17 protein-coding genes are annotated in these 20982 nt (G+C 31.5%); 8 read left to right on the top strand and 9 right to left on the bottom strand.

What is annotated here, in order from left to right; genetic code table 11:
* Positions 1-3: 3 nt before the first annotated feature.
* From SLH33_RS09560 to SLH33_RS09535, 6 genes are all read right to left on the bottom strand, one after another.
* Positions 4-1170, bottom strand: coding sequence for an acyl-CoA dehydrogenase family protein (locus SLH33_RS09560; RefSeq protein ID WP_320418872.1), 1167 nt, complete (start codon positions 1168-1170; stop codon positions 4-6).
* A gap of 24 nt (positions 1171-1194) precedes the next feature.
* Positions 1195-2088, bottom strand: a complete 894-nt coding sequence (locus tag SLH33_RS09555) for a helix-hairpin-helix domain-containing protein (RefSeq protein WP_320418871.1) — start codon at positions 2086-2088, stop codon at positions 1195-1197.
* Between the two features lie 10 nt (positions 2089-2098).
* Complete coding sequence (locus SLH33_RS09550; protein ID WP_320418870.1) at positions 2099-3787, bottom strand: alanine/glycine:cation symporter family protein; 1689 nt, start codon at positions 3785-3787, stop codon at positions 2099-2101.
* Positions 3788-3872: 85 nt separating this feature from the next.
* The gene (rfbD, locus tag SLH33_RS09545) at positions 3873-4772 is read right to left on the bottom strand and encodes a dTDP-4-dehydrorhamnose reductase (RefSeq protein ID WP_320418869.1); all 900 of its coding nucleotides are present in this window, start codon (positions 4770-4772) and stop codon (positions 3873-3875) included.
* Positions 4772-5773, bottom strand: coding sequence for a potassium channel protein (locus SLH33_RS09540; protein ID WP_320418868.1), 1002 nt, complete (start codon positions 5771-5773; stop codon positions 4772-4774). The genes rfbD and SLH33_RS09540 overlap by 1 nt, the downstream gene beginning before the upstream one ends.
* On the bottom strand, positions 5773-6000 hold the full coding sequence (locus SLH33_RS09535; protein ID WP_320418867.1) for a PspC domain-containing protein: 228 nt from the start codon (positions 5998-6000) through the stop codon (positions 5773-5775). Before SLH33_RS09535 ends, SLH33_RS09540 begins: the two co-directional genes overlap by 1 nt.
* A gap of 100 nt (positions 6001-6100) precedes the next feature.
* Between SLH33_RS09535 and uvrA the strand changes: the two genes are divergently transcribed.
* The 4 genes from uvrA to SLH33_RS09515 all read left to right on the top strand — a co-directional run bounded on the left by uvrA (position 6101) and on the right by SLH33_RS09515 (position 15127).
* Positions 6101-8923, top strand: a complete 2823-nt coding sequence (gene uvrA / locus SLH33_RS09530) for an excinuclease ABC subunit UvrA (RefSeq protein WP_320418866.1) — start codon at positions 6101-6103, stop codon at positions 8921-8923.
* A gap of 43 nt (positions 8924-8966) precedes the next feature.
* Positions 8967-9674, top strand: a complete 708-nt coding sequence (locus SLH33_RS09525) for a TIGR00730 family Rossman fold protein (protein WP_320418865.1) — start codon at positions 8967-8969, stop codon at positions 9672-9674.
* Positions 9675-9777: 103 nt separating this feature from the next.
* Complete coding sequence (locus tag SLH33_RS09520; protein ID WP_320418864.1) at positions 9778-12555, top strand: aminopeptidase; 2778 nt, start codon at positions 9778-9780, stop codon at positions 12553-12555.
* Between the two features lie 118 nt (positions 12556-12673).
* Complete coding sequence (locus tag SLH33_RS09515) at positions 12674-15127, top strand: thiamine pyrophosphate-dependent enzyme (protein ID WP_320418863.1); 2454 nt, start codon at positions 12674-12676, stop codon at positions 15125-15127.
* Between the two features lie 177 nt (positions 15128-15304).
* Here the strand turns inward: SLH33_RS09515 and SLH33_RS09510 are convergent, their stop codons facing one another.
* Positions 15305-16573 (bottom strand): DUF2851 family protein, encoded by a 1269-nt coding sequence (locus SLH33_RS09510; RefSeq protein ID WP_320418862.1) that lies wholly within the window; start codon positions 16571-16573, stop codon positions 15305-15307.
* Positions 16574-16692: 119 nt separating this feature from the next.
* Here SLH33_RS09510 and SLH33_RS09505 point away from each other — a divergent pair, with 119 nt between their 5' ends.
* The 4 genes from SLH33_RS09505 (at position 16693) to SLH33_RS09490 (ending at position 20030) form a co-directional block, all read left to right on the top strand.
* Entirely contained in the window at positions 16693-17325 is a 633-nt protein-coding gene (locus SLH33_RS09505) for an NAD(P)H-dependent oxidoreductase (RefSeq protein WP_320418861.1), read from the top strand.
* 93 nt (positions 17326-17418) lie between these two features.
* Positions 17419-18870: a sodium:solute symporter gene (locus tag SLH33_RS09500; protein ID WP_320418860.1), complete on the top strand. Its 1452-nt coding sequence runs from the start codon at positions 17419-17421 to the stop codon at positions 18868-18870.
* Between the two features lie 75 nt (positions 18871-18945).
* Positions 18946-19488, top strand: coding sequence for a hypothetical protein (locus SLH33_RS09495; protein WP_320418859.1), 543 nt, complete (start codon positions 18946-18948; stop codon positions 19486-19488).
* A 200-nt stretch (positions 19489-19688) separates the two neighbouring features.
* Complete coding sequence (locus tag SLH33_RS09490) at positions 19689-20030, top strand: cupin domain-containing protein (protein ID WP_320418858.1); 342 nt, start codon at positions 19689-19691, stop codon at positions 20028-20030.
* Between the two features lie 231 nt (positions 20031-20261).
* Here the strand turns inward: SLH33_RS09490 and SLH33_RS09485 are convergent, their stop codons facing one another.
* Entirely contained in the window at positions 20262-20519 is a 258-nt protein-coding gene (locus SLH33_RS09485) for a DUF6952 family protein (RefSeq protein WP_320418857.1), read from the bottom strand.
* Between the two features lie 87 nt (positions 20520-20606).
* Positions 20607-20957 (bottom strand): thioredoxin family protein, encoded by a 351-nt coding sequence (locus tag SLH33_RS09480; RefSeq protein ID WP_413818265.1) that lies wholly within the window; start codon positions 20955-20957, stop codon positions 20607-20609.
* Positions 20958-20982 lie beyond the last annotated feature (25 nt).

Raw genomic sequence — 20982 nt, 5'->3', positions numbered from 1 at the left:
AATTTATGTAGCTGGCTTATATTCCTTCTTATCAATTATCATTTTTGCGATAATCTCTTTTAAGATTTCAGAAGTACCACCACCAATTGGTCCTAAACGACTATCGCGTAACATGCGTGCCAGCGGATAATCTTCCATATACCCATAACCCCCCAACATTTGAAGTGCATCATAAATTACTTCGTCAGCCATTTTAGTCGACAATAATTTACTCATACTTGCTTCTTTTACTACGTATTGCCCATTATTTAAACGTTTAGCAATTGAATAGTTATACTCTTTACACATATCTACTCTACTTGCCATTTCTGCTATTTTATGGCGTAGTGCTTGAAACTTATCGATGGTTGTACCAAACGCTTCACGCTCACTCATATATTGTAAAGCGTATTCAACAGCGTATTCTGCGCGCGCATGAGCATTAATACCCATAACCAATCTTTCTAAAGCAAAGTGTTGCATAATGTATGGAAATCCTTTCCCCTCTTCTCCCATTAAATTTTCTGCAGGAATAACCACATTGTCAAAAGCTATTTCACCTGTATCGGATGCTCTCCAACCTAATTTATCTAATTTAGTTGATGAAATTCCTGGTGTATCTCTATCTATAATAAAAATACTCATTCCTTTATGCTTATCTTCTGGATTGGTTTTGGCTGCAACCACTAAATAATCTGAATACACCCCATTAGTAATAAAAGTTTTTGATCCATTGATTACATAAGTATCTCCTTTTTTAATAGCAGTGGTACGCATACCTGCCACATCACTACCTCCAAAAGGTTCTGTAATACATAAACAACCTATTTTATCTCCTTCTATACTTGGCGTTAAGTATTCTTTTTTAATTCTGTCATCCCCTTCTTTATTAACATGTGTCATGGCTAAATAAGCATGCGCCCACATGGCAGCTGCAAATCCACCAGAATTAATGCGTTGTAGTTCTTCTAGGAAAATAACGGTGTAAAACAAGTCAAGATTCAATCCTCCATACTCTTCTGGTTGGTTTAACCCGAAGTATCCCATCTCTCCAAACTTCTTCCATATAAAACGATCAATAGTTCCTGTTTTTTCCCATTTTTCAATGTGCGGAACTACTTCTTTTTGTAAAAAGTCTCTAAAACTCTGACGAAAAGCTTGATGCTCTTCGGTAAAATACATACTATTCATAAGTTAAAATTGGTTGTTTGTTTGTTATTTGGCTTCCAAATATAAGACTATTCTATCGTATTTTTCTACTGGGAAACCATCTATATTTTTTAACTCATCTATGTTTTGAAGTTCAGCCACTTCATCTCTATAGTCAAATATTTTTTTACAGAGTTCGTAATTTATATATGGATTTTTTAATACTTCTTTAAAACTAGCTGTATTTACATTCACTTTTTTAATGATTGGTTTATTTTGAATTTTGAAGATATTTAGCAACTTATCTACAATATTAGCCTCTAAACCCCAAACTTCATTTACTTGGTTTTCATAAGTAAAACCTTGTAATTTTGTTCTGTATTTTATAATTCTTTCGGATAATTTATCTCCTATTCCGTAAATTGTTTTGAAATCTTCTGACGTTGCTAAATTGATATCATTTGTGGAAATTTCTTTCTTTGAATATTCTTTTTGAAAAGATGATGTTGATTTGTTTGACTTATTCTTTTGCTTGTTTCTTTTCACCACCCAATCTGGGAATTTAAAATACGAAGAAAGTTTTGCCAACAAACTATCTGACACTTTTGTTACTTGTTGAAAATCGGATGCAGAGTTAATCCATTTATTTTGTTTTCTATATATAAGAAGTCTATCAATTTCTTCAACTGACATTCCTAATTGATATCCTTTAAAGTCAGTTATGTAATTCGGATTAAAAGGATATATTTTAGGTTTTCTTTTTTCAATTTCAACTACTTTTAAACTATCTATTTCATTTAAAAATGAAGTTATTTCATACTTATTTGTATCTACTCTTTCTTCCGAAGAAAAATCAACAAAAGCATAAACACATTGAAAAAGAATGATAAGTATTACTAAAAACAAAATCCCATTTCGTTGGCTTTTGGTATACCTGAAATGGGATTTTAATGTTTTCATATTGTCTATTTTATTCGATAGCTTCCTTTTTTAAATTGATGGCTTCTAAATAACGCTTTAGTTGTTTTTTCACAACCGGCATCAATAAATATAAACCAACCATATTAGGGAATACCATTGCAAAGATCATTGCATCTGAAAAATCCCAAATTGATTTCATACTTGCCGCAGCACCAATTACTACGAAAGTTAAAAATAATAATTTATACGTTAAATCTGCTTTTTTACCTCTACCAAATAAGAATTTCCATGATTGTAGTCCGTAGTAAGACCAAGAAATCATCGTAGAAACTGCAAATAATACTACCGCTATTGTTAAGAAAACGTTTGAATATGGAATGTATTTAGCAAATGCTTTTGAGGTAATTCCGGCGCCTTCATAAGCTACACCATCAATAAATACAGCACCACTCCCGTCGCCTCCATAATTAAACTCGCCTCCAAAGTTAAAAATGATGATTACTAAAGCTGTCATGGTACAAATAACAACCGTATCAATGAAAGGCTCTAATAAAGCCACTAATCCTTCAGAAGCAGAATATTTGGTTTTTACAGCTGAGTGAGCAATTGATGCAGAACCTGCACCTGCCTCATTAGAGAATGCCGCTCTTTTAAATCCTACCAATAATACACCTATAACACCACCAACACCTATTGCTTTCGGGTTAAAAGCTTCTGTAACTATTAAACTTACTGCATCATCAATTAAGCTAAAGTTTGCAAAAATGATATATAAACAAGCTACAATGTATAATACTGCCATAAAAGGCACTACTTTTTCGGTAACCGAAGCAATTCTTTTTATACCTCCAATAATAATGATTCCTACTAAAACAGCTAATACAAGACCTACGATAGCTCCTGCGCTTGTACTTTGCCAACCAAATAACTCTTTAATAACAACAGTTGCTTGGTTTGATTGTGCAGCATTACCTCCTCCAAAAGATCCTCCGATACAAAAAACAGCAAATAAAACTGCAGCAACTTTACCTAACATTCCATAACCTTTCTCCTTTAAACCTTTTGATAAGTAGTACATAGGACCACCATACACTGTTCCATCTTCACCAACATCACGATAATGAACACCTAAAGTACATTCAACAAATTTTGTTGACATTCCTAATAAACCGCATACAATCATCCAAAAAGTTGCTCCAGGCCCTCCTAAAGCAATTGCTAATGCTACTCCTGCAATATTACCGTTACCTACAGTACCTGATACTGCTGTTGCTAACGCTTGGAAGTGAGATACCTCTCCATCAGAGCTTTCATCTCTAATTGTATCTTTAATATCTCCGTCTATTTCTAAATCACTGTGAATTTCTTCAATATTTTCAATATGTTCTTCAATATCATCTACCTCGTTCATATCTACTCCTTGAGCAATACCTCCTTCTCCATATAACAATTTAGCTCCATGTTTTTCTATATCTTCATACTTTCCTCTCACAACATTAATAGCCGTCCAGAAATGACGAATATTTGGAAATCCAAAATAGATGGTAAAAAATGCTGCACTCACCACTAAAAGGATCAATACAAAAGGAGTACCTGCAATTTGAAAGAAGATAACGTTGCTAAAAAAATCAGAAAAAGGTTTAAACCATTCATCAATTTTTTGATCAATTCCTTTTTCTTGTGCAAACATCAACATCGGTGCTATAGTAAATAGCAACGTAAGTAGCTTTTTATTCATAATGTAATAATTATTTTTGAATTAGTGATGCGCAATATCTTAAAAAACTGACCTTTTGCCAACTTTTTATTGTTAAATCTGAATTTTAGTTTAACTTTTGTTTAAATCTATGTAAATCTTCTCTAAAAGATTTAAAGTGTAATCCTAGTTCCTTTTCTGTTTTAGCTAAATTAAACCCTGTTTTAGCTGGTCTTTTTGCTTTTTGATTGAGAGTTTGAGTTGAAATTGGTTTTAATAAAGATGTATCTAACTCAAAAACTTCTGCAATTTGTTGTGCGATTTCATAAATACTTAACAACGTGTTAGATGATACATTAAAAACTCCTTTCACCTTAGCGTCCATTGCTTTTTTACAGGCCAATGCTAAATCAACCACATACGTTGGCATTCTATATTGATCTTCAACAATAGTTAACTCTTTTCCTTCTTCTAATGATTTTTTTACCCAAAGTACAATATTATTCCTACTCATATCATGCACTTTTCCGTACACTAAAATAGTTCTTAAAATAGTATAATCTATTCCTGAGTTAAGAATAATTTCTTCGGATTTTAACTTAGACACCCCATAGTAGCTTAACGGATTAGCCTTATCATTTTCTTTATATGGACCATCATTTCCGTCAAAAATAAAATCGGTTGAAATATGAATTAAGTGACAATCTAATTTTTTAGATACATCTACTAAGTTTTGAACTAATTCTACATTAATCTTATCACACTCTTCTTTAAACTCTTCACAAGCATCTACATTGGTCATTGCCGCTGTGTTTATGATAAAATTAGGTTGGATTTGCTTAACGAGTGTATCAAGAGACTTTTTATCTGTTAAATCGATAGAAAAGTAATTATATCCTTTGGTTGTTGGATATCGATTCTTTCCTTTTGATAAAGCAAAAATTTGATATTCATGCTCAGGAAGCAATAAATCTAATAACGACTGACCTAACAACCCATTGCTACCAGTTATAAGTACTTTCTTCATTAAAAAATCTCTCGTAGTTTATTAATTTGTTCTGGGCGACCCAATACAATTAAATTAGAATCTTTAGTAAGTTCGGTAGAAGCTTCTGGATTAATAATATAATCTTGTTCAGAATTTTTAAACCCAATTACGGTACAGCCTGTTTTTCTTCTTAAATCTAAATCTAAAATGGTTTTATTTAAGTACTCTTTAGGCAAATCATTCACTGCTATTTCTTCTAAGTTTGTAGTAGTATCTCCAGAAATTGTTAACCTATCAACAAACTCTATAACATCAGGTGTAACTACTAAAGATGCCATATGAGCACCACCTAATTTATCGGGCATAATTACATTATCTGCTCCGGCAAACTTTAATTTTTTATAGGAACTTTCTTTAGAAGCCCTACTAATAATTTTACAGTTTTTATTCAATTGATTGGCAGTTAGCACTACAAATAAATTATCTGCATCTGAGGCTAATGCCGTAATTAAATACTTTGCATTTTCAATTCCAGCGCGCAGCAAAACATCATCTGACGTAGCGTCTCCTTCAATATTCAATACTTTATCGGCATCTAACTTTTTAATTAATTCTTTATCCTTTTCAACCACCACTACATCTCGTTTATAACTCTTTAATTTGGTCAAGGCTTGCTTACCGTTTCTGCCGAATCCGCATACAATTATATGTCCGTTTAATTGCTCAATTTGTTTTTGCACTTTTTTAATTTTTAATTGATAAAAAAATGTACCACTTATTAAATATTCTGAAAAGGATGATACTGCATAACCAAAAGTAAATAAACTAGAAATAATTAACCCTACTGTAAAAATTTTTTCTCCTACCGTAAAAGGATGCAACTCTCCAAAACCAACTGTAGTAACAGTAATTACGGTCATGTAAAGTGCATCTATGAAAGAGTAACCAAAAAATAGCTCATAACCTACAATTCCTATAAATAAGGTTAATGCTGTAAAAAAAATAGCTTTGTATAATCTAGATTGTAAAACAATGTTCATTATAAATCAAATACTGAAGTTCGTTTTGTGTAAATCATATCTTTTAATCGTAATAAAAAAGCTAAAGTAAGATATATACCAAATGATAAACCAACGGTTACAAAAGATATATAAATAAAAAATAAACGTACATTGGTAGCTCGCATACCCAACCTGTCTGCAAACCGAGAGGACACATTAAATCCGTGACGTTCAAAAAAGTGTCTTACCTCGTGAATAAATTTCATATACTCAATTTAATTTGCAAGATACTATTTTTGTTTTCAACACTACACGCAAAAATAAATTGGTTTTGGTAACTTTGCTTTTTTTCGTAAAAACCTCACATTGAAAGAACAAGAATATATTGAAGTTTACGGAGCAAGAGCTCACAATTTAAAAAATATTGATGTTAAAATTCCGCGTGAAAAACTGGTGGTAATAACTGGTTTGAGTGGTAGCGGAAAATCATCTTTGGCATTTGATACTATTTATGCCGAAGGTCAACGTCGTTATATTGAAACATTTTCTGCCTACGCACGTCAGTTCTTAGGCGGATTAGAAAGACCAGATGTTGATAAAATTGATGGACTTTCTCCAGTAATTTCTATCGAACAAAAAACCACAAATAAAAGTCCGCGATCTACAGTTGGAACCATTACAGAGATTTATGACTTTTTACGCTTACTTTTTTCTCGTGCTTCAGATGCCTACTCATATAATACTGGAGAAAAGATGATAAGCTATTCAGACGAACAGATCAAAGAATTAATTTTATCTGATTTTGCTGACAAACGCATAGCAATTTTAGCCCCATTAATTAAATCAAGAAAAGGACATTATCGCGAACTTTTTGAACAAATTTCTAAGCAAGGTTTTGTAAGAGTTAGAGTTGACGGAGAAATTCGTGAAATTGAAAAAGGCATGAAGTTAGACCGTTACAAAACTCACGATATTGAGGTTGTAATTGATAGACTTATTGTAAATGAATCTGCTGAAAAACGTTTAGAAGAAACCATTAAAACCGCCATGTACACAGGCAACAATATTTTAATGGTTATTGATGTAGATAATGAAAAACCACGTTATTTCAGTCGTGAATTAATGTGTCCTACCACAGGAATTGCATACCCAAGTCCAGAACCAAACACTTTTTCATTCAATTCTCCAAAAGGAGCTTGTGACACATGTAATGGATTAGGAATTACCAACGAAGTAAACATTCATAAAATTATACCTGATGATTCTATTTCTATAAAAAATGGAGGAATTATACCGTTAGGTGAACAAAAAAACAGTTGGATTTTCAAACAACTTCAAACTATTGCAGAAAGGTATGATTTCAAATTAACAGATCCTATTAAAAAAATTCCGAAGGAAGCTTTAGAAGTCATTTTACATGGAGGAAAAGAAAAATTTGAAATACAGTCAAAAAACCTTGGTGTTACTCGTAATTATGAAATAGATTTTGAAGGGATTATTGCTTTTATTGAAAACCAATATAAAAACACCGACAGTACATCTATAAAACGTTGGGCAAAAGATTTTATGGATGAAGTTGATTGTGGTACATGTGATGGAAATAGGTTAAAAAAAGAAGCACTTCATTTTAAAATTACAGATAAGAACATTAGTGATTTAGCTAAAATGGATGTTACAGAATTAGCTAATTGGTTTTCAAAAATTGATAAAAAATTATCAGAAAAACAGCTCATCATTGCTTCAGAAATACTAAAGGAAATTAGAACCCGAATTCAGTTTCTGCTAGATGTTGGATTGGATTATTTAACGTTAGACAGAACCTCAAAATCTTTATCGGGTGGTGAAGCTCAACGCATCCGTTTAGCTACCCAAATAGGCTCTCAATTAGTTGGTGTTCTCTATATTTTAGATGAACCAAGTATTGGTTTACATCAGCGTGATAATCAAAAATTGATTGATTCTTTAATCAAACTTCGAGATGTAGGAAACTCAGTTTTAGTCGTTGAACATGATGAAGATATGATTAAAAATGCTGATTTTGTATTAGATATTGGTCCGGGAGCAGGACGTCATGGAGGAGAAATTGTAAGTGAAGGTGATTTTAAAGAATTACTCTCACACAACACCCTCACAGCCGATTATTTAGCTAAAAGAAAAAAAATTGAAGTCCCTAAAAAAAGACGTGAAGGTAACGGTCATACCATAAAACTTATGGGAGCCAAAGGAAATAATTTAAAAAATGTTTCCGTAGAATTTCCTCTTGGAAAAATGATTTGCGTTACTGGAGTTTCGGGTAGTGGAAAATCTACGTTAATTAATGAAACACTTTATCCTATTTTAAATGCTCATATATATCGTGGTGTAAAAAAACCAATGCCCTATAAAAAAATTGAAGGTTTAGAGCATGTAGATAAAGTGATTGATATTGATCAATCTCCTATTGGAAGAACACCTCGTTCAAATCCGGCAACCTATACTGGTGTTTTTAGTGAAATTAGAAGTTTGTTTTCAAAAACTCCTGAAGCTTCAATTCGTGGTTATAAACCTGGTCGTTTTAGTTTTAATGTAAAAGGCGGACGATGCGAAACTTGTCAAGGTGGCGGTGTTCGTGTTATTGAAATGAACTTTTTACCCGATGTTCATGTAGAATGTGAAACCTGCCAAGGAAAACGTTTTAACCGTGAAACACTCGAGATTCGTTACAAAGGAAAATCGATTGCTGATGTATTAGAAATGACCATTAATCATGCTGTTGAGTTTTTTGAACATATTCCTAAAATCCACAGAAAATTAAAAACCATTAAAGATGTTGGACTTGGATATATTACACTCGGACAACAATCTACTACGCTTTCGGGAGGAGAAGCACAACGTATAAAATTAGCTACCGAACTATCTAAAAAAGATACAGGAAATACATTTTACATACTTGATGAACCCACCACTGGGTTGCATTTTGAAGATGTCAGAATTTTAATGGACGTTTTAAATAAACTTACCAATAAAGGAAATACAGTTTTAATTATTGAACACAATTTAGACGTGATTAAACTTGCCGACTATATTATAGACATTGGTATGGAAGGCGGCAAAAAAGGTGGTAAAGTTCTTACAACAGGTACTCCAGAAGAAGTTGCGAAACATAAAACAAGTTATACAGCTAAGTTTTTAAAAAAAGAACTAAATTAGCAGGCTTGTTTTTAAACAGATTTAAAAATTAAAAAAGAAGATAATGACAATTGACGACAGAAAAATTAGAGAAAAGTTTCAACAAAAAACATGGAATGAGATAAAAACAAACGATTCTTGGGCAATTTTTAAAATAATGTCTGAGTTTGTAGATGGATATGAAAAACTGAGTAAAATTGGTCCATGTGTGTCAATTTTTGGTTCTGCACGTACTAAAACCGATCATAATTATTACAAATTAGCTGAAGAAATTGCTTATCAATTAACGCAAAACGGATTTGGAGTAATTACCGGTGGTGGTCCTGGAATTATGGAAGCAGGTAATAAAGGAGCAAACCGCGGTAAAGGAACTTCAGTAGGTTTAAATATTGAATTACCGTTTGAACAACATGATAATCCTTGGATTGATAGCGATAAAAATTTAGAGTTTGACTATTTCTTTGTACGTAAAGTAATGTTTGTAAAATATTCTCAAGGATTTGTAGTAATGCCAGGTGGATTTGGTACTATGGATGAATTGTTTGAAGCTATTACTTTGATCCAAACAAAAAAAATAGGTCGTTTTCCAATTGTTTTAGTAGGTAAAAAATTCTGGGGAGGTTTATTAGACTGGATCAAAAACACCTTAATTGAAGAAGGTAATATTAGTCCGGAAGATTTAAATTTATTCAGAATTGTAGATACACCAGAAGAAGCGGTAGATCATTTTAACAAGTTCTATGCTAAATATCAGTTAAAACCAAACTTCTAAAAAATAAGTTTTATATTCAACTCGTTGTTCATTGAGCAACGAGTTTTTTATTTGTGAAAATTTGAAGTTAAAACTAAGCCTTGTTATTATTTTTCTTGTGAGCATGTATTCTACAAATGCTCAAGAGAATGCTATTTCAATAACTGCCGAACTTGACACTTTAAATCAAACATTAAAAATTCAACAAAAAACCATTTTCTACAATAAAACCGGTGAACCTTTAACCTCTGTTTATCTACACAATTGGGCCAATAGTTTTAAAAATAAAGAAACTCCCTTAGGAAAAAGATTAATTGAAGATTATAAAAAAGATTTCTTTTTTGCAAAACCTAAAAACAGAGGCTTTTCTAAAATATACAATATTACTGTTAACAAAGAACAAGTATCATTTAGCACACCTAAAAATCACCCTGATGTTGTAAAAATTTTACTTAACAGACCCTTTTCTTATAAAGACAGCATAGAAATAAGATCCACTTACATAGTTAAAATACCAAGTTCTGAATTTACAGGGTATGGAAAAAATAAAAACGGATATCATCTTCGATTTTGGTATATGACGCCTGCTGTTTTTAATAAAAAATGGCAATTAATGAGTAACTTAAATATGGATGATTTATACCAAGATATTGCTGATTATGAGATCAATTTAAAACTTCCAAAAAATTATTTTTTAGAAAGTAATTTATACCAATATGAAAATAAAGATAGTTTAGCGACAAACTATTACTTGGTTGGTGGAAAAAAGAAAGATATTATTCTGAGTATTACCCGAGATAAAATATTCAAATCTTTTCAAACAGAAAACACACAAGTAAAAACAGATATACACTCAGAAAAAATAGAACATGATGTAGCTAGAAAAATTATTAATCAGCAAGTAAATTTTATTGAAGAATACATGGGAAAGCATCCTCATGTTGAAATTCTAGTAGATGCAAACACAGTAAATAGAAACTCTTTAAAGGAACTGTTTGGTTTACCAAGTTGGCTAAAACCATATCCTGAAAATTTTAGATGGGAAATGCGTTTTTTTCAAGCATTGTCTTCAAAATATTTACATGATATTCTGTTATTAAATCCAAGAAAAGATTATTGGCTTACCGATGGTATTCAAACTTTTTTAATGATGGAGTACATTAAAAAATACCATAATAACGTTACTTTATTAGGTAAATACTCAAAGTATTGGGGTTTAAGAACCTACAATATTGCTAAAATGAAACAGGTAGATAAGTATCCTTTCCTGTATCAAATAAGTGCCAGGAAATTTTATGATCAAGCATTAACTACACCATCTGAAAAACTTTCCAATTTTAATAGAAAAGTAATAAGCAAATATAAAGCCGGTTTAGGGTTGAAGTATTTACAAGGATACGTAGGTGATTCTACTTTAAGAAAATCGTTAAAAGAATTTTATACAAATACAAAACTTAAAATATCAGAGAGCGCATCTTTTGATTCTATCCTTACTAAAAATACAGACAAAGATGTATCTTGGTTCTTTGGTGATTATATTCATACAACTAAGAATGCCGATTATAAAATTACCAAAATAAAACTCAACAAAACTAAAGATTCTTTAGCTGTAACTATTAAAAACAAAAGAGATTTAGTTGCTCCTGTAGCATTGTATGGTGTTCATAAAAAAGAAATAAAATTCAAACAATGGGTTGCAGGAGTTGACAGCACAAAAACGGTAACTATAGCTAGAAATGGTTTTGATAAATTAGCGTTGAATTATGAACAAATTTACCCAGAATATAACTCATTTAATAATTTCAGAAATGTAAACAACACTTTACTAAATAAACCTTTGCAATTTAGGTTATTTAAAGACGTAGAAAACCCATACTACAATCAAGTTTTTTTTACTCCTGATGTTAAATACAATTTTTACGATGGAGTTCTATTAGGAATAAAATTTAATAATCATCATTTTATTGAGCGTAACTTTGAAGCTAGTTTTACCCCATATTACGCTACTAAATCAAACAACATTACAGGAGGCTTTTCTTTAAAGTACAATCATTATGTTGACAATAACACCATATACAAAATAGTATACGGAATTTCTGGCAGCAATTATCATTATGCTCCCAACTTAGGCTACCATACTTTTAGCCCCTATGCATCTATTAATTTTAGTAGAAATAGTTTGCGAGATGTGGGTTATAAATACCTTTTAGGACGATTAATTTATATCAATAAAGAAATTGAAACAGGATTTCAAGAGCTAGAAAAAGACAAATATAAGATTGCCAATTTAAGGTATGTATACAGTAAACCTGATGTAATTAAAAGCTTTCAATATGCCCTAAATGCTGAGTTAGGAAATAATTTCACAAAACTATCTGCTGATGTTAGGTATAGAGAGTATTTTGATGTAGACAGAAGCTTCGATATTCGTTTCTTTGGCGGAATTTTTGCTACCAACAATACTGACGGAAACTATTTTAGCTTTAGCCTAAACAGAGGATCCGATTACTTATTTGAACAAAATCTTTTTGGTAGATCTGAACAAGAAGGTATTTTTAGTCAGCAATATATTGTAACTGACGGAGGTTTTAAGTCTTTTTTCAAACAACCTTCTTTTGCCAATCAATTAATTATGGCTGGCAACTCTAGCATAAGCGTATGGAAATGGTTAGAAGTATATAACGATTTAGCAATGCTGAAAAACTATGATGAAAACCCTAGAATGTTTTATGAAAACGGAATTCGATTAAACTTCATTCCTAATATTTTTGAATTTTATTTCCCAATTTACACAAATGAAGGTTGGCAAGTCAACCAACCTGCTTACCCATCAAAAGTTAGATTTGTTATCACCACTAATCTTGATAGGATTTATAATTTTATTAGACGAGGTTTGTTGTAAATTATTCAACAAAAACTCAATATTCAACATAATTTTACGATTTGTGCAAAAAAACGTTCTATTTTTAAATTTCATTTAAAAAAACTACCTTTGTAGCAATACCAATTACACTTAATATATGTCACAAAAAATAGAAGTTTCTAATTCTCAACAACTTTCATTCAACGATTTTAAAACAGAAGTTTTAAATGATTATAAAATTGCTCGTGTTTCTCGTGAATGTAGTTTACTAGGTCGTAGAGAGGTTTTAACAGGAAAAGCAAAATTTGGAATTTTTGGCGACGGAAAAGAAGTTCCGCAATTAGCCATGGCTAAAGCTTTTCAAAATGGTGATTTCCGTTCAGGATATTATCGTGATCAAACTTTTATGATGTCTATAGGAGAGTTAACTCCAACTCAGTTTTTTGCGGGTTTGTATGCACATACTGATATTGACCAAGAGCCAATGTCGGCAGGTCGACAAATGGGTGGTCATTTTGCTACACATTCTTTAGATGAAAATGGTAATTGGAAAAATTTAACTGCTCAAAAAAATTCATCAGCAGATATTTCTCCAACAGCAGGACAAATGCCTCGTTTGTTAGGGCTAGCACAAGCTTCTAAAATATATAGAAATGTAAAAGGATTGGAGAGTTTTACCAACTTTTCAAAAGATGGTGATGAAGTTGCTTGGGGTACTATTGGTAACGCAAGTACATCAGAAGGATTATTTTTTGAAACTATTAACGCTGCCGGAGTTTTACAAGTACCAATGGTTATGAGTGTTTGGGATGATGAATATGGTATTTCGGTACATGCACGTCATCAAACGACTAAAGAGAGCATTTCAGAGATCTTAAAAGGTTTTCAAAAAGAAGAAGATAGCAACGGATATGAAATTTTAGTGGTAAACGGTTGGGATTATGTAAAATTGATTGATACTTATAACAAAGCATCTCAAATTGCAAGAACCAATCATACTCCTGTATTAATTCACGTAAAAGAATTAACGCAACCCCAAGGTCACTCTACTTCAGGTTCACATGAACGCTACAAATCTCCTGAACGTTTGCAATGGGAACAAGAATTTGATTGTATTACTCAAATGCGTAAATGGATCTTAGAATTCGAATTAACAGATGAAACAGGTGATGTATTACGTTTTGTAGAAAATGAAGACGAATTGGTAGCTCTTGAAAAAGAGGCTAAAAAAGAAGTTTCTACCGCAAAACGTGATGCTTGGAATAATTATATCAATGAAATTAAAGCAGAAGTTACAGAAGCTGTAAACTTATTAGACCGTGTTGCCCAAAAAAGTGCAAACGGTGCGTTCATTAGCAAATATAAAAATGACTTAGCTGCCATTATTGAACCGATTAGAAAAGATATTTTAGTAGCCTGTCGTAAAACCTTACGCTTACTTCGTGAAGAAAACTTTGCTGAAAAAACAGAACTACAAAACTTCATTCAAAATGCTATTCATAAAGCTCAATTTAAATATTCATCTCATTTAATGAGTGAAACTGAAAAAGCAGCAGAAAATATTAGCGAAGTTAAACCAACTTTTAGCTCAGAAAAAAATATAGTAGATGCTCGTGTTATCATGCGCGATAACTTTGAAGCTATTCTAAAAAAGCATTCTGAAGTTTTAATTTTTGGTGAAGATGCAGGTCATATTGGTGATGTAAACCAAGGATTAGAAGGCTTACAAGAAAAATTTGGTGAATTACGTGTTTCTGATACCGGAATTCGTGAAGCAACTATTTTAGGTCAAGGTATTGGTATGGCAATGCGTGGTTTACGTCCGATTGCTGAAATTCAATATTTAGATTATTTATTATACGCTTTACAAATTATGAGTGATGATTTAGCAACACTTCGTTACCGTACATTTGGCAAGCAAAAAGCTCCATTAATTATTCGTACGCGTGGTCACCGTTTAGAAGGAATTTGGCACTCGGGTTCTCCAATGGGAGGAATTATTAATAACATTCGTGGAATTCATGTATTAGTTCCAAGAAATATGTCTAAAGCAGCTGGTTTCTACAATACTTTATTAGAAAGTGACGATCCTGCTTTGGTAGTTGAATGCTTAAACGGATACAGATTAAAAGAAGAATTACCAACCAATTTAGGCGAATTCAAAACTCCAATTGGTGTAGTTGAAACCATTAAAGAAGGAACAGACATTACTATTATTTCTTACGGATCAACTCTAAGAATTGTAGAAGAAGCGGCTAATGATTTAGCACAAGTGGGTATTGATGTTGAAATTATAGATGCTCAAAGTTTATTACCTTTTGATATCAATCACGACACGGTAAAATCGGTTGCAAAAACCAACAGATTATTAGTAGTAGATGAAGATGTACCAGGAGGAGCATCTGCCTATTTATTACAAGAAATAGTTGAAAACCAAAATGGATACAAACATTTAGATAGCAAACCACAAACCTTAACAGCAAAAGCACATCGTCCTGCATATGGTACTGATGGAGATTATTTCTCTAAACCATCTGCTGAAGATATTTTTGAAAAAGTGTATGAAATTATGCACGAAGCAAATCCTGCTAAATTTAAGAGTTTGTACTAATTGAGAAGTGATATTACTTCTTTAAGACAACAACATAAATAAAACCTTACAGATTAGATACAGAGCGTAGCCGAAGTATCATCTGTGAGGTTTTTATATCATAAAACGTCATTACGAAGAATTTTAATTCTGAAGTAATCTCAAAATAGAGATTCCTTCATTTCACTCGGAATGACATTAATACCTTAACAAACTATTTCCTATTGCACATTGTAAACAACGTTTCGGTGTGCAATAGTTGTTTTTAAGCTCTAACAAAGCTTGTGTTTCAAAAGCATTATTGGCTTTAATTTTAAAATCGGAAAACTTAGAAATGATAGAATTTTTCTCAGGTTTTAACTGCTGAATTAATCGCAAAATATTTTCTTCATCTACTTCTCCTCTACTTTGTAGCCAAACAAATTTTAAAGGAATGACCGTATTAATAAGTAACAGATCAACAAAAGACTTGGTAAGTTTTTTAGCAGATTTTTTCGATTCCTTTTCAAAAGTGTAATGTATTTTCCAAAAGTCGTTTACATCAACAGAAAACAACGAATAAAAATCTTCCAGCTTTTCAATTGTCATCAGTTTTGAAAATAAATTTTGATGTTGATGATACAAAGCTACCAATTGTGCAATTCTAATCGTTGGAAAATTATTTGGTCGCATCCTAAAAAATTGAAAGCGACTTATAGATAATGGTTTCAAGTTATACTTATGCTGTTGATATTTGTATTCCTTTTTTAACAATTGAAAATATTCATCTTCTGTATCCTCTTCTAAAAATCCTGCTTGACCAAATAGTAAAGCCGATAAAGCTTCTTCTTTAAATCGTTCTTTTCGAATCACAGAAAAATCAACAGATGTTGCTAAGCTTAAAAATGCTTCTCCATTTACTTTTAATCCAAAGTTTTTAGCTAATAATTGAAATAATACCGCTTCAAAATCATTGTTACTTCGTTGTAATAATTCATTTATTACTACCGATTTATTTTCCAACCGTTCAAAGTACAATCGTTCTAACCAATTCTTAAGTAAAAAAGAATCAACATCTTGTAATTGATTTTCACAAGGAATCCATCTTAATTGTTTTGAAGTTAAATTTTGATAATTGTTTAGCAAACTTTTATCAATCTTACCTTTTAACTCTAAAGTTGGTAGCGGTTGATTATTCTTCATAAAAACTTCCGCATCATCTTCATACACTACATGTAAAATTACAGCATCATAATTTGAGTCTGTTTCATGTTGATGCGCATACCAATCGGAAGATTTCACATGAATTTCAACATTCCCCACCCACTTTTGACCATCAATGGTAAGTTGAGCATTCAAAAAATCAGGTCCAGAATTCGTATTGTAGGTTCCAGACTTCAAAATTGAAATCCGTTCGTTATTCCTTGTTATTAATTCTGAAGAAAATAATTGATATTGCCACACGTAGTGCAAAAAATCTTCTTTCATAGCTCAAAAGTTTGATTATCAATGTACAAAAATTTTGTCTATCAATCTATCAATTTTTTCAATCATTAATTTATTTCCCACGGAAACTAAATTGTATTTTAGCACCAAAATTAAAATTCATGAACACAGTAGAAAGTTTACAATGGAGATATGCCGTTAAAAAATTTGACGAAAACAAATATTTAACGGATACACAATTAAACACCTTAAAAGAAGCATTTAATTTAACAGCCAGCTCTTTTGGTTTACAACCGGTAAGTTTAGTTGTTGTTAAAAATAAAGAAATCCAACAACAATTGGTTGAGCATTCTTGGAATCAACAACAAATTGTTCAAGCATCTCATTTGTTAGTATTCGCTATTCCTGTTGAGCATACTGAAAAAGATGTTGAAAAATATTTTAGCTTAGTAAAAGAAATTAGAAATACTCCAGATGAAATTTTAAATCCGTTCAAAGAATATTTAATGGGTAGTTTTTCTGGTAAAACTCAAGAAGAATTATACCAATGGAACAAAAACCAAGCCTATATAGCTTTGGGTAATTTATTAACCGTTTGTGCTATTGAAGGTATAGATTCTTGCCCTATGGAAGGCTTCATTCCTGAAAAATATGATGAGATCTTAGATTTAAAATCTAAAAATTTACAATCTGTTTTGGTGTTACCAGTTGGTTTTAGAGCCGAAGACGATTTTATGAAAGATTTAAAAAAGGTGCGTAAACCGGTAAATGAAGCTGTTTTACACATCGATTAATAATGGGGGTTATTAATTTTGAAAATGCTGATAATTTTAACCGATTATCGGCATTTTTTATTTGTTATATTCGTAGCAACATAAATTTAGTATATGCAACCGTTTCATATTTTACTACTTATACTCGCCTATTTTGGAGTGCTTATTTTAATCTCTTACTTAACAAGTAAATCTGCCACCAACGAAACCTTTTTTAAAGCCAATAATTCATCTCCTTGGTATTTAGTTGCCTTCGGTATGATTGGTGCTTCGCTTTCGGGAGTTACGTTTATTTCGGTTCCGGGTTGGGTAGAAAATAGCCAAATGAGTTATATGCAAATGGTATTAGGTTATGTGCTTGGTTATGCCATTATTGGCTTGGTACTTCTCCCACTCTATTACCGATTGAATTTAACCTCAATTTACACCTATTTAGAAGATAGGTTTGGTAAATATTCCTACAAAACCGGAGCGTCATTCTTTTTATTATCAAGAACTGTTGGAGCTTCATTTAGATTATTTTTAGTTGCAAATGTGCTACAATTAATTTTGTTTGATGCGTACGGAATTCCGTTTTGGGTAACGGTAGTCATTACCATTTTATTGATTTGGTTATACACCTTCAAAGGCGGAATAAAAACCATTGTTTGGACGGATACTTTGCAAACCTTATTTATGTTAATTGCTGTTGGCGTTTGTATTGTAATGATTAAAGATGAAATGCAAATTGATAGTTTGTTTAGCTACGTAAGTGAAAATAAACTGTCAAAAATGTTCTTTTTTGACAATTGGAAAGCAGGAAATTTCTTTTGGAATCAGTTTTTTTCGGGAGCTTTTATTGCCGTAGTGATGACTGGTTTAGATCAAGATATGATGCAAAAAAACCTAACCTGTCGTAACTTACAAGATGCACAAAAAAACATGTTTTGGTTTACCATTGTATTGGTAATTGTAAACTTTTTCTTTTTAGCTCTAGGTGTGTTACTAACCGATTATGCTGCTTCATTTGATATTGATGCACACAAAGATAATTTGTTCCCAACCATTGCTATGAGTGGTGAATTAGGTATTGCTACTTCTCTCTTCTTTTTATTAGGTTTGATTGCTGCCGCTTACTCAAGTGCCGACAGTGCGTTAACTTCGTTAACTACTTCGTTTAGCATTGATATTTTAGAGGTTGAAAAGAACTACGAAAAAAGTGAGCAGGTTAAAGTGCGTAAGAAAATACACGTGTTATTTTCTTTGATTTTAATAGCTACCATTTTAGTATTTAAGTATTTTATTGCTGATGAAAGTGTAATTGCTAACATTTTTAAGTTTGCGGGTTACACCTACGGACCTTTATTAGGTTTATACGCATTTGGACTCTTTACCAAACTTAATGTTGCCGATAAGTTTGTACCTGCGGTTTGTATTATTGCTCCAATACTAACCTATTTAATTAGCACCTACAGTAAAAATTATTTAGGTTTTGACTTTGGCTTTTTTGTATTGGTATTAAACGGAGTACTAACTTTCTTTGGACTGTTGACGATTTATAAAAGGAACAACCAAGTTCCTTCTTAATTTATTTTTATTGAAATCTGCTGTTTAACAATCTCAATCATTGACTAATACCTTAATATATTGTAAGAAATTAAAATGAAAGAAAAGAGTATATTTAGAATATTCTTAACCACATTAATTATAATTATTACTCAATTTAAAATTTTTGAGTATTATGGTATAATTGCTAGTACTGGGATTGTTATTCTTTTAGTATTTGATATTTTTGAAAAAAACCATTCTTCTGATTTAATACCTGAATTAATTTACTATGCTAATTGGATTTTAATTGGAGTATCTACTTTTTCAATTAGAGGTAGTTCAGTGGTTCCTTACACTCCAATATTTATAATATTAATTATCAAAACAATTTCTTGCTTAATATTTCTACTTAGATATAAAAGTCTAATTATAACTAGAACAATAATTTCAAAAATAAATTTGATATTTATAGCATTATATTTTATGGAATTGTTGTTTAACTCTACTCATGGTATAGCTAGAAATACAGTATTTTGGACAAAAATTTCATTTATTGAACTTTTAGCATTAATCATTCTTTTCAAAAATCGAGTAGAATATACACCAATAGTTATTAAACCAATATTTCAAAAAATTAAAAACTACGTACAAAAATGATTCTAGTTTATCTTAGTAGTAAAGTTTAACTAACAGAATAGCTGTTTTCAATTACGAAAAAGTCACAGACATTTTCAAAATAAAATTATTACAGAGAACGATAGCGAAACTTTTTAAAAAATAACTAAATCCTATTCTCAGAAAGAAATCCCATGAAATGTCTAATAAATAAAACCATAAAGACAATTTTAACTAGCCTTTTGTTTGTATTCACCGCATGCAAATCAACACAAACCCTACCCGATCCGCTAGCAACAGGTTGGAAGGGTAAAAAGGTATGTAAAACACTTAGTGAAAATGAAAAACTACGTACCCTAAAATGTACTTTCCCTCCTGGTGTAGGTCACGAAAAACACTTTCATGCAGAACATTTTGGTTACACACTTAAAGGTAGTAAGTTTAGAATAACTGATGCATCAGGCACTCGTGAGGTAAAAGTACCCACAGGTTACGATTTTTACAATAAAAAAATTGAGTGGCACGAAGTACAAAACATTGGTGATTCTACTGCTGTTTTTTTAATTATTGAACCTAAAAAGTAAACATCGACTTATATCGTTTGAATAATTTTGATTACCTGAATGTCAGTTCGAGTGATTTTTTTCTGACTAAAGAAAAAAATGTATCGAGAACTGTTTTTAAGTGTGAAAATTCTTGTTCTCGATACAAATTGTACTCATTTCAATCGTAAAATTCACTCGAAATGACAGAATTTTATAAAAAAACTCCCAAGCTTTCACTTGGGAGTTTTTTATTTTGGTATACAACCAATACTATTTATCAATAGAACCTAAAACACGTTGCATAAAATTGTTTAACGCTTCTTTTTTAGGAGTTCCTTCTTTAATCATTTTATCTACTTCTATCGCACCATACATGTTAGAAATTAATTCTCCAATAACATCTAATTCCTCATCTTTTAACGATGGAACTTCTGTTAATGCTTCTAACGTTTCAATGGTTTCTAAAACGAAATCTTGATCGTTTTCTTCAATAAAAGCAGTAAGGTGTTTTATAACGGGTAATTTCATATCATTGTTTTGTCATTCCTGCGAAGGCAGGAATCTGTTAGTTAATAATTCATGAGATTCCTGCCTACGCAGGAATGACATTTCTAATTAGATTACCTCAGCAACCAAATCTTTTAAAACCTCAAACTTGTTAGTTTGTGTTTGGTTTACAAACTTACCATCAACAAACGTTGCAAAGGTTGGTAAATTATCTACAGTAGCTAACTTGCGACTTTCAGTAAACTTTTCAGCATCTGCCATTACAAATACTACATCTTCATTTTCTGAAGCTAATTTTTTAAATTTTGGCTTCATAATTCTACAGTTACCACACCAAGTGGCTGAATACTGAACTACAACTTTTTTATTCCCTGATACGATTTCTGATAAATTATCTTGACTTAATTCTTGAACCATTTTTGTGAATTTAAAAACGTCATTGCGAACAAAGTGAAGCAATCTAAATTCAAAGATTACTTCGTCG

This window comes from Tenacibaculum sp. IB213877 (genome assembly GCF_034043975.1).
Classification (GTDB): Bacteria; Bacteroidota; Bacteroidia; order Flavobacteriales; family Flavobacteriaceae; genus Polaribacter.
This window is presented reverse-complemented; position numbering and strand designations above follow the sequence as displayed.

Bases quoted from the DNA above. Each gene is read 5' to 3' on its own strand.
- SLH33_RS09560 (WP_320418872.1), bottom strand. From the start codon at position 1,170: ATGAATAGTATGTATTTTACCGAAGAGCATCAAGCTTTTCGTCAGAGT.
- SLH33_RS09555 (WP_320418871.1), bottom strand. From the start codon at position 2,088: ATGAAAACATTAAAATCCCATTTCAGGTATACCAAAAGCCAACGAAAT.
- SLH33_RS09550 (WP_320418870.1), bottom strand. From the start codon at position 3,787: ATGAATAAAAAGCTACTTACGTTGCTATTTACTATAGCACCGATGTTG.
- rfbD (WP_320418869.1), bottom strand. From the start codon at position 4,772: ATGAAGAAAGTACTTATAACTGGTAGCAATGGGTTGTTAGGTCAGTCG.
- SLH33_RS09540 (WP_320418868.1), bottom strand. From the start codon at position 5,773: ATGAACATTGTTTTACAATCTAGATTATACAAAGCTATTTTTTTTACA.
- SLH33_RS09535 (WP_320418867.1), bottom strand. From the start codon at position 6,000: ATGAAATTTATTCACGAGGTAAGACACTTTTTTGAACGTCACGGATTT.
- SLH33_RS09525 (WP_320418865.1), top strand. From the start codon at position 8,967: ATGACAATTGACGACAGAAAAATTAGAGAAAAGTTTCAACAAAAAACA.
- SLH33_RS09520 (WP_320418864.1), top strand. From the start codon at position 9,778: ATGTATTCTACAAATGCTCAAGAGAATGCTATTTCAATAACTGCCGAA.
- SLH33_RS09515 (WP_320418863.1), top strand. From the start codon at position 12,674: ATGTCACAAAAAATAGAAGTTTCTAATTCTCAACAACTTTCATTCAAC.
- SLH33_RS09510 (WP_320418862.1), bottom strand. From the start codon at position 16,573: ATGAAAGAAGATTTTTTGCACTACGTGTGGCAATATCAATTATTTTCT.
- SLH33_RS09505 (WP_320418861.1), top strand. From the start codon at position 16,693: ATGAACACAGTAGAAAGTTTACAATGGAGATATGCCGTTAAAAAATTT.
- SLH33_RS09500 (WP_320418860.1), top strand. From the start codon at position 17,419: ATGCAACCGTTTCATATTTTACTACTTATACTCGCCTATTTTGGAGTG.
- SLH33_RS09495 (WP_320418859.1), top strand. From the start codon at position 18,946: ATGAAAGAAAAGAGTATATTTAGAATATTCTTAACCACATTAATTATA.
- SLH33_RS09485 (WP_320418857.1), bottom strand. From the start codon at position 20,519: ATGAAATTACCCGTTATAAAACACCTTACTGCTTTTATTGAAGAAAAC.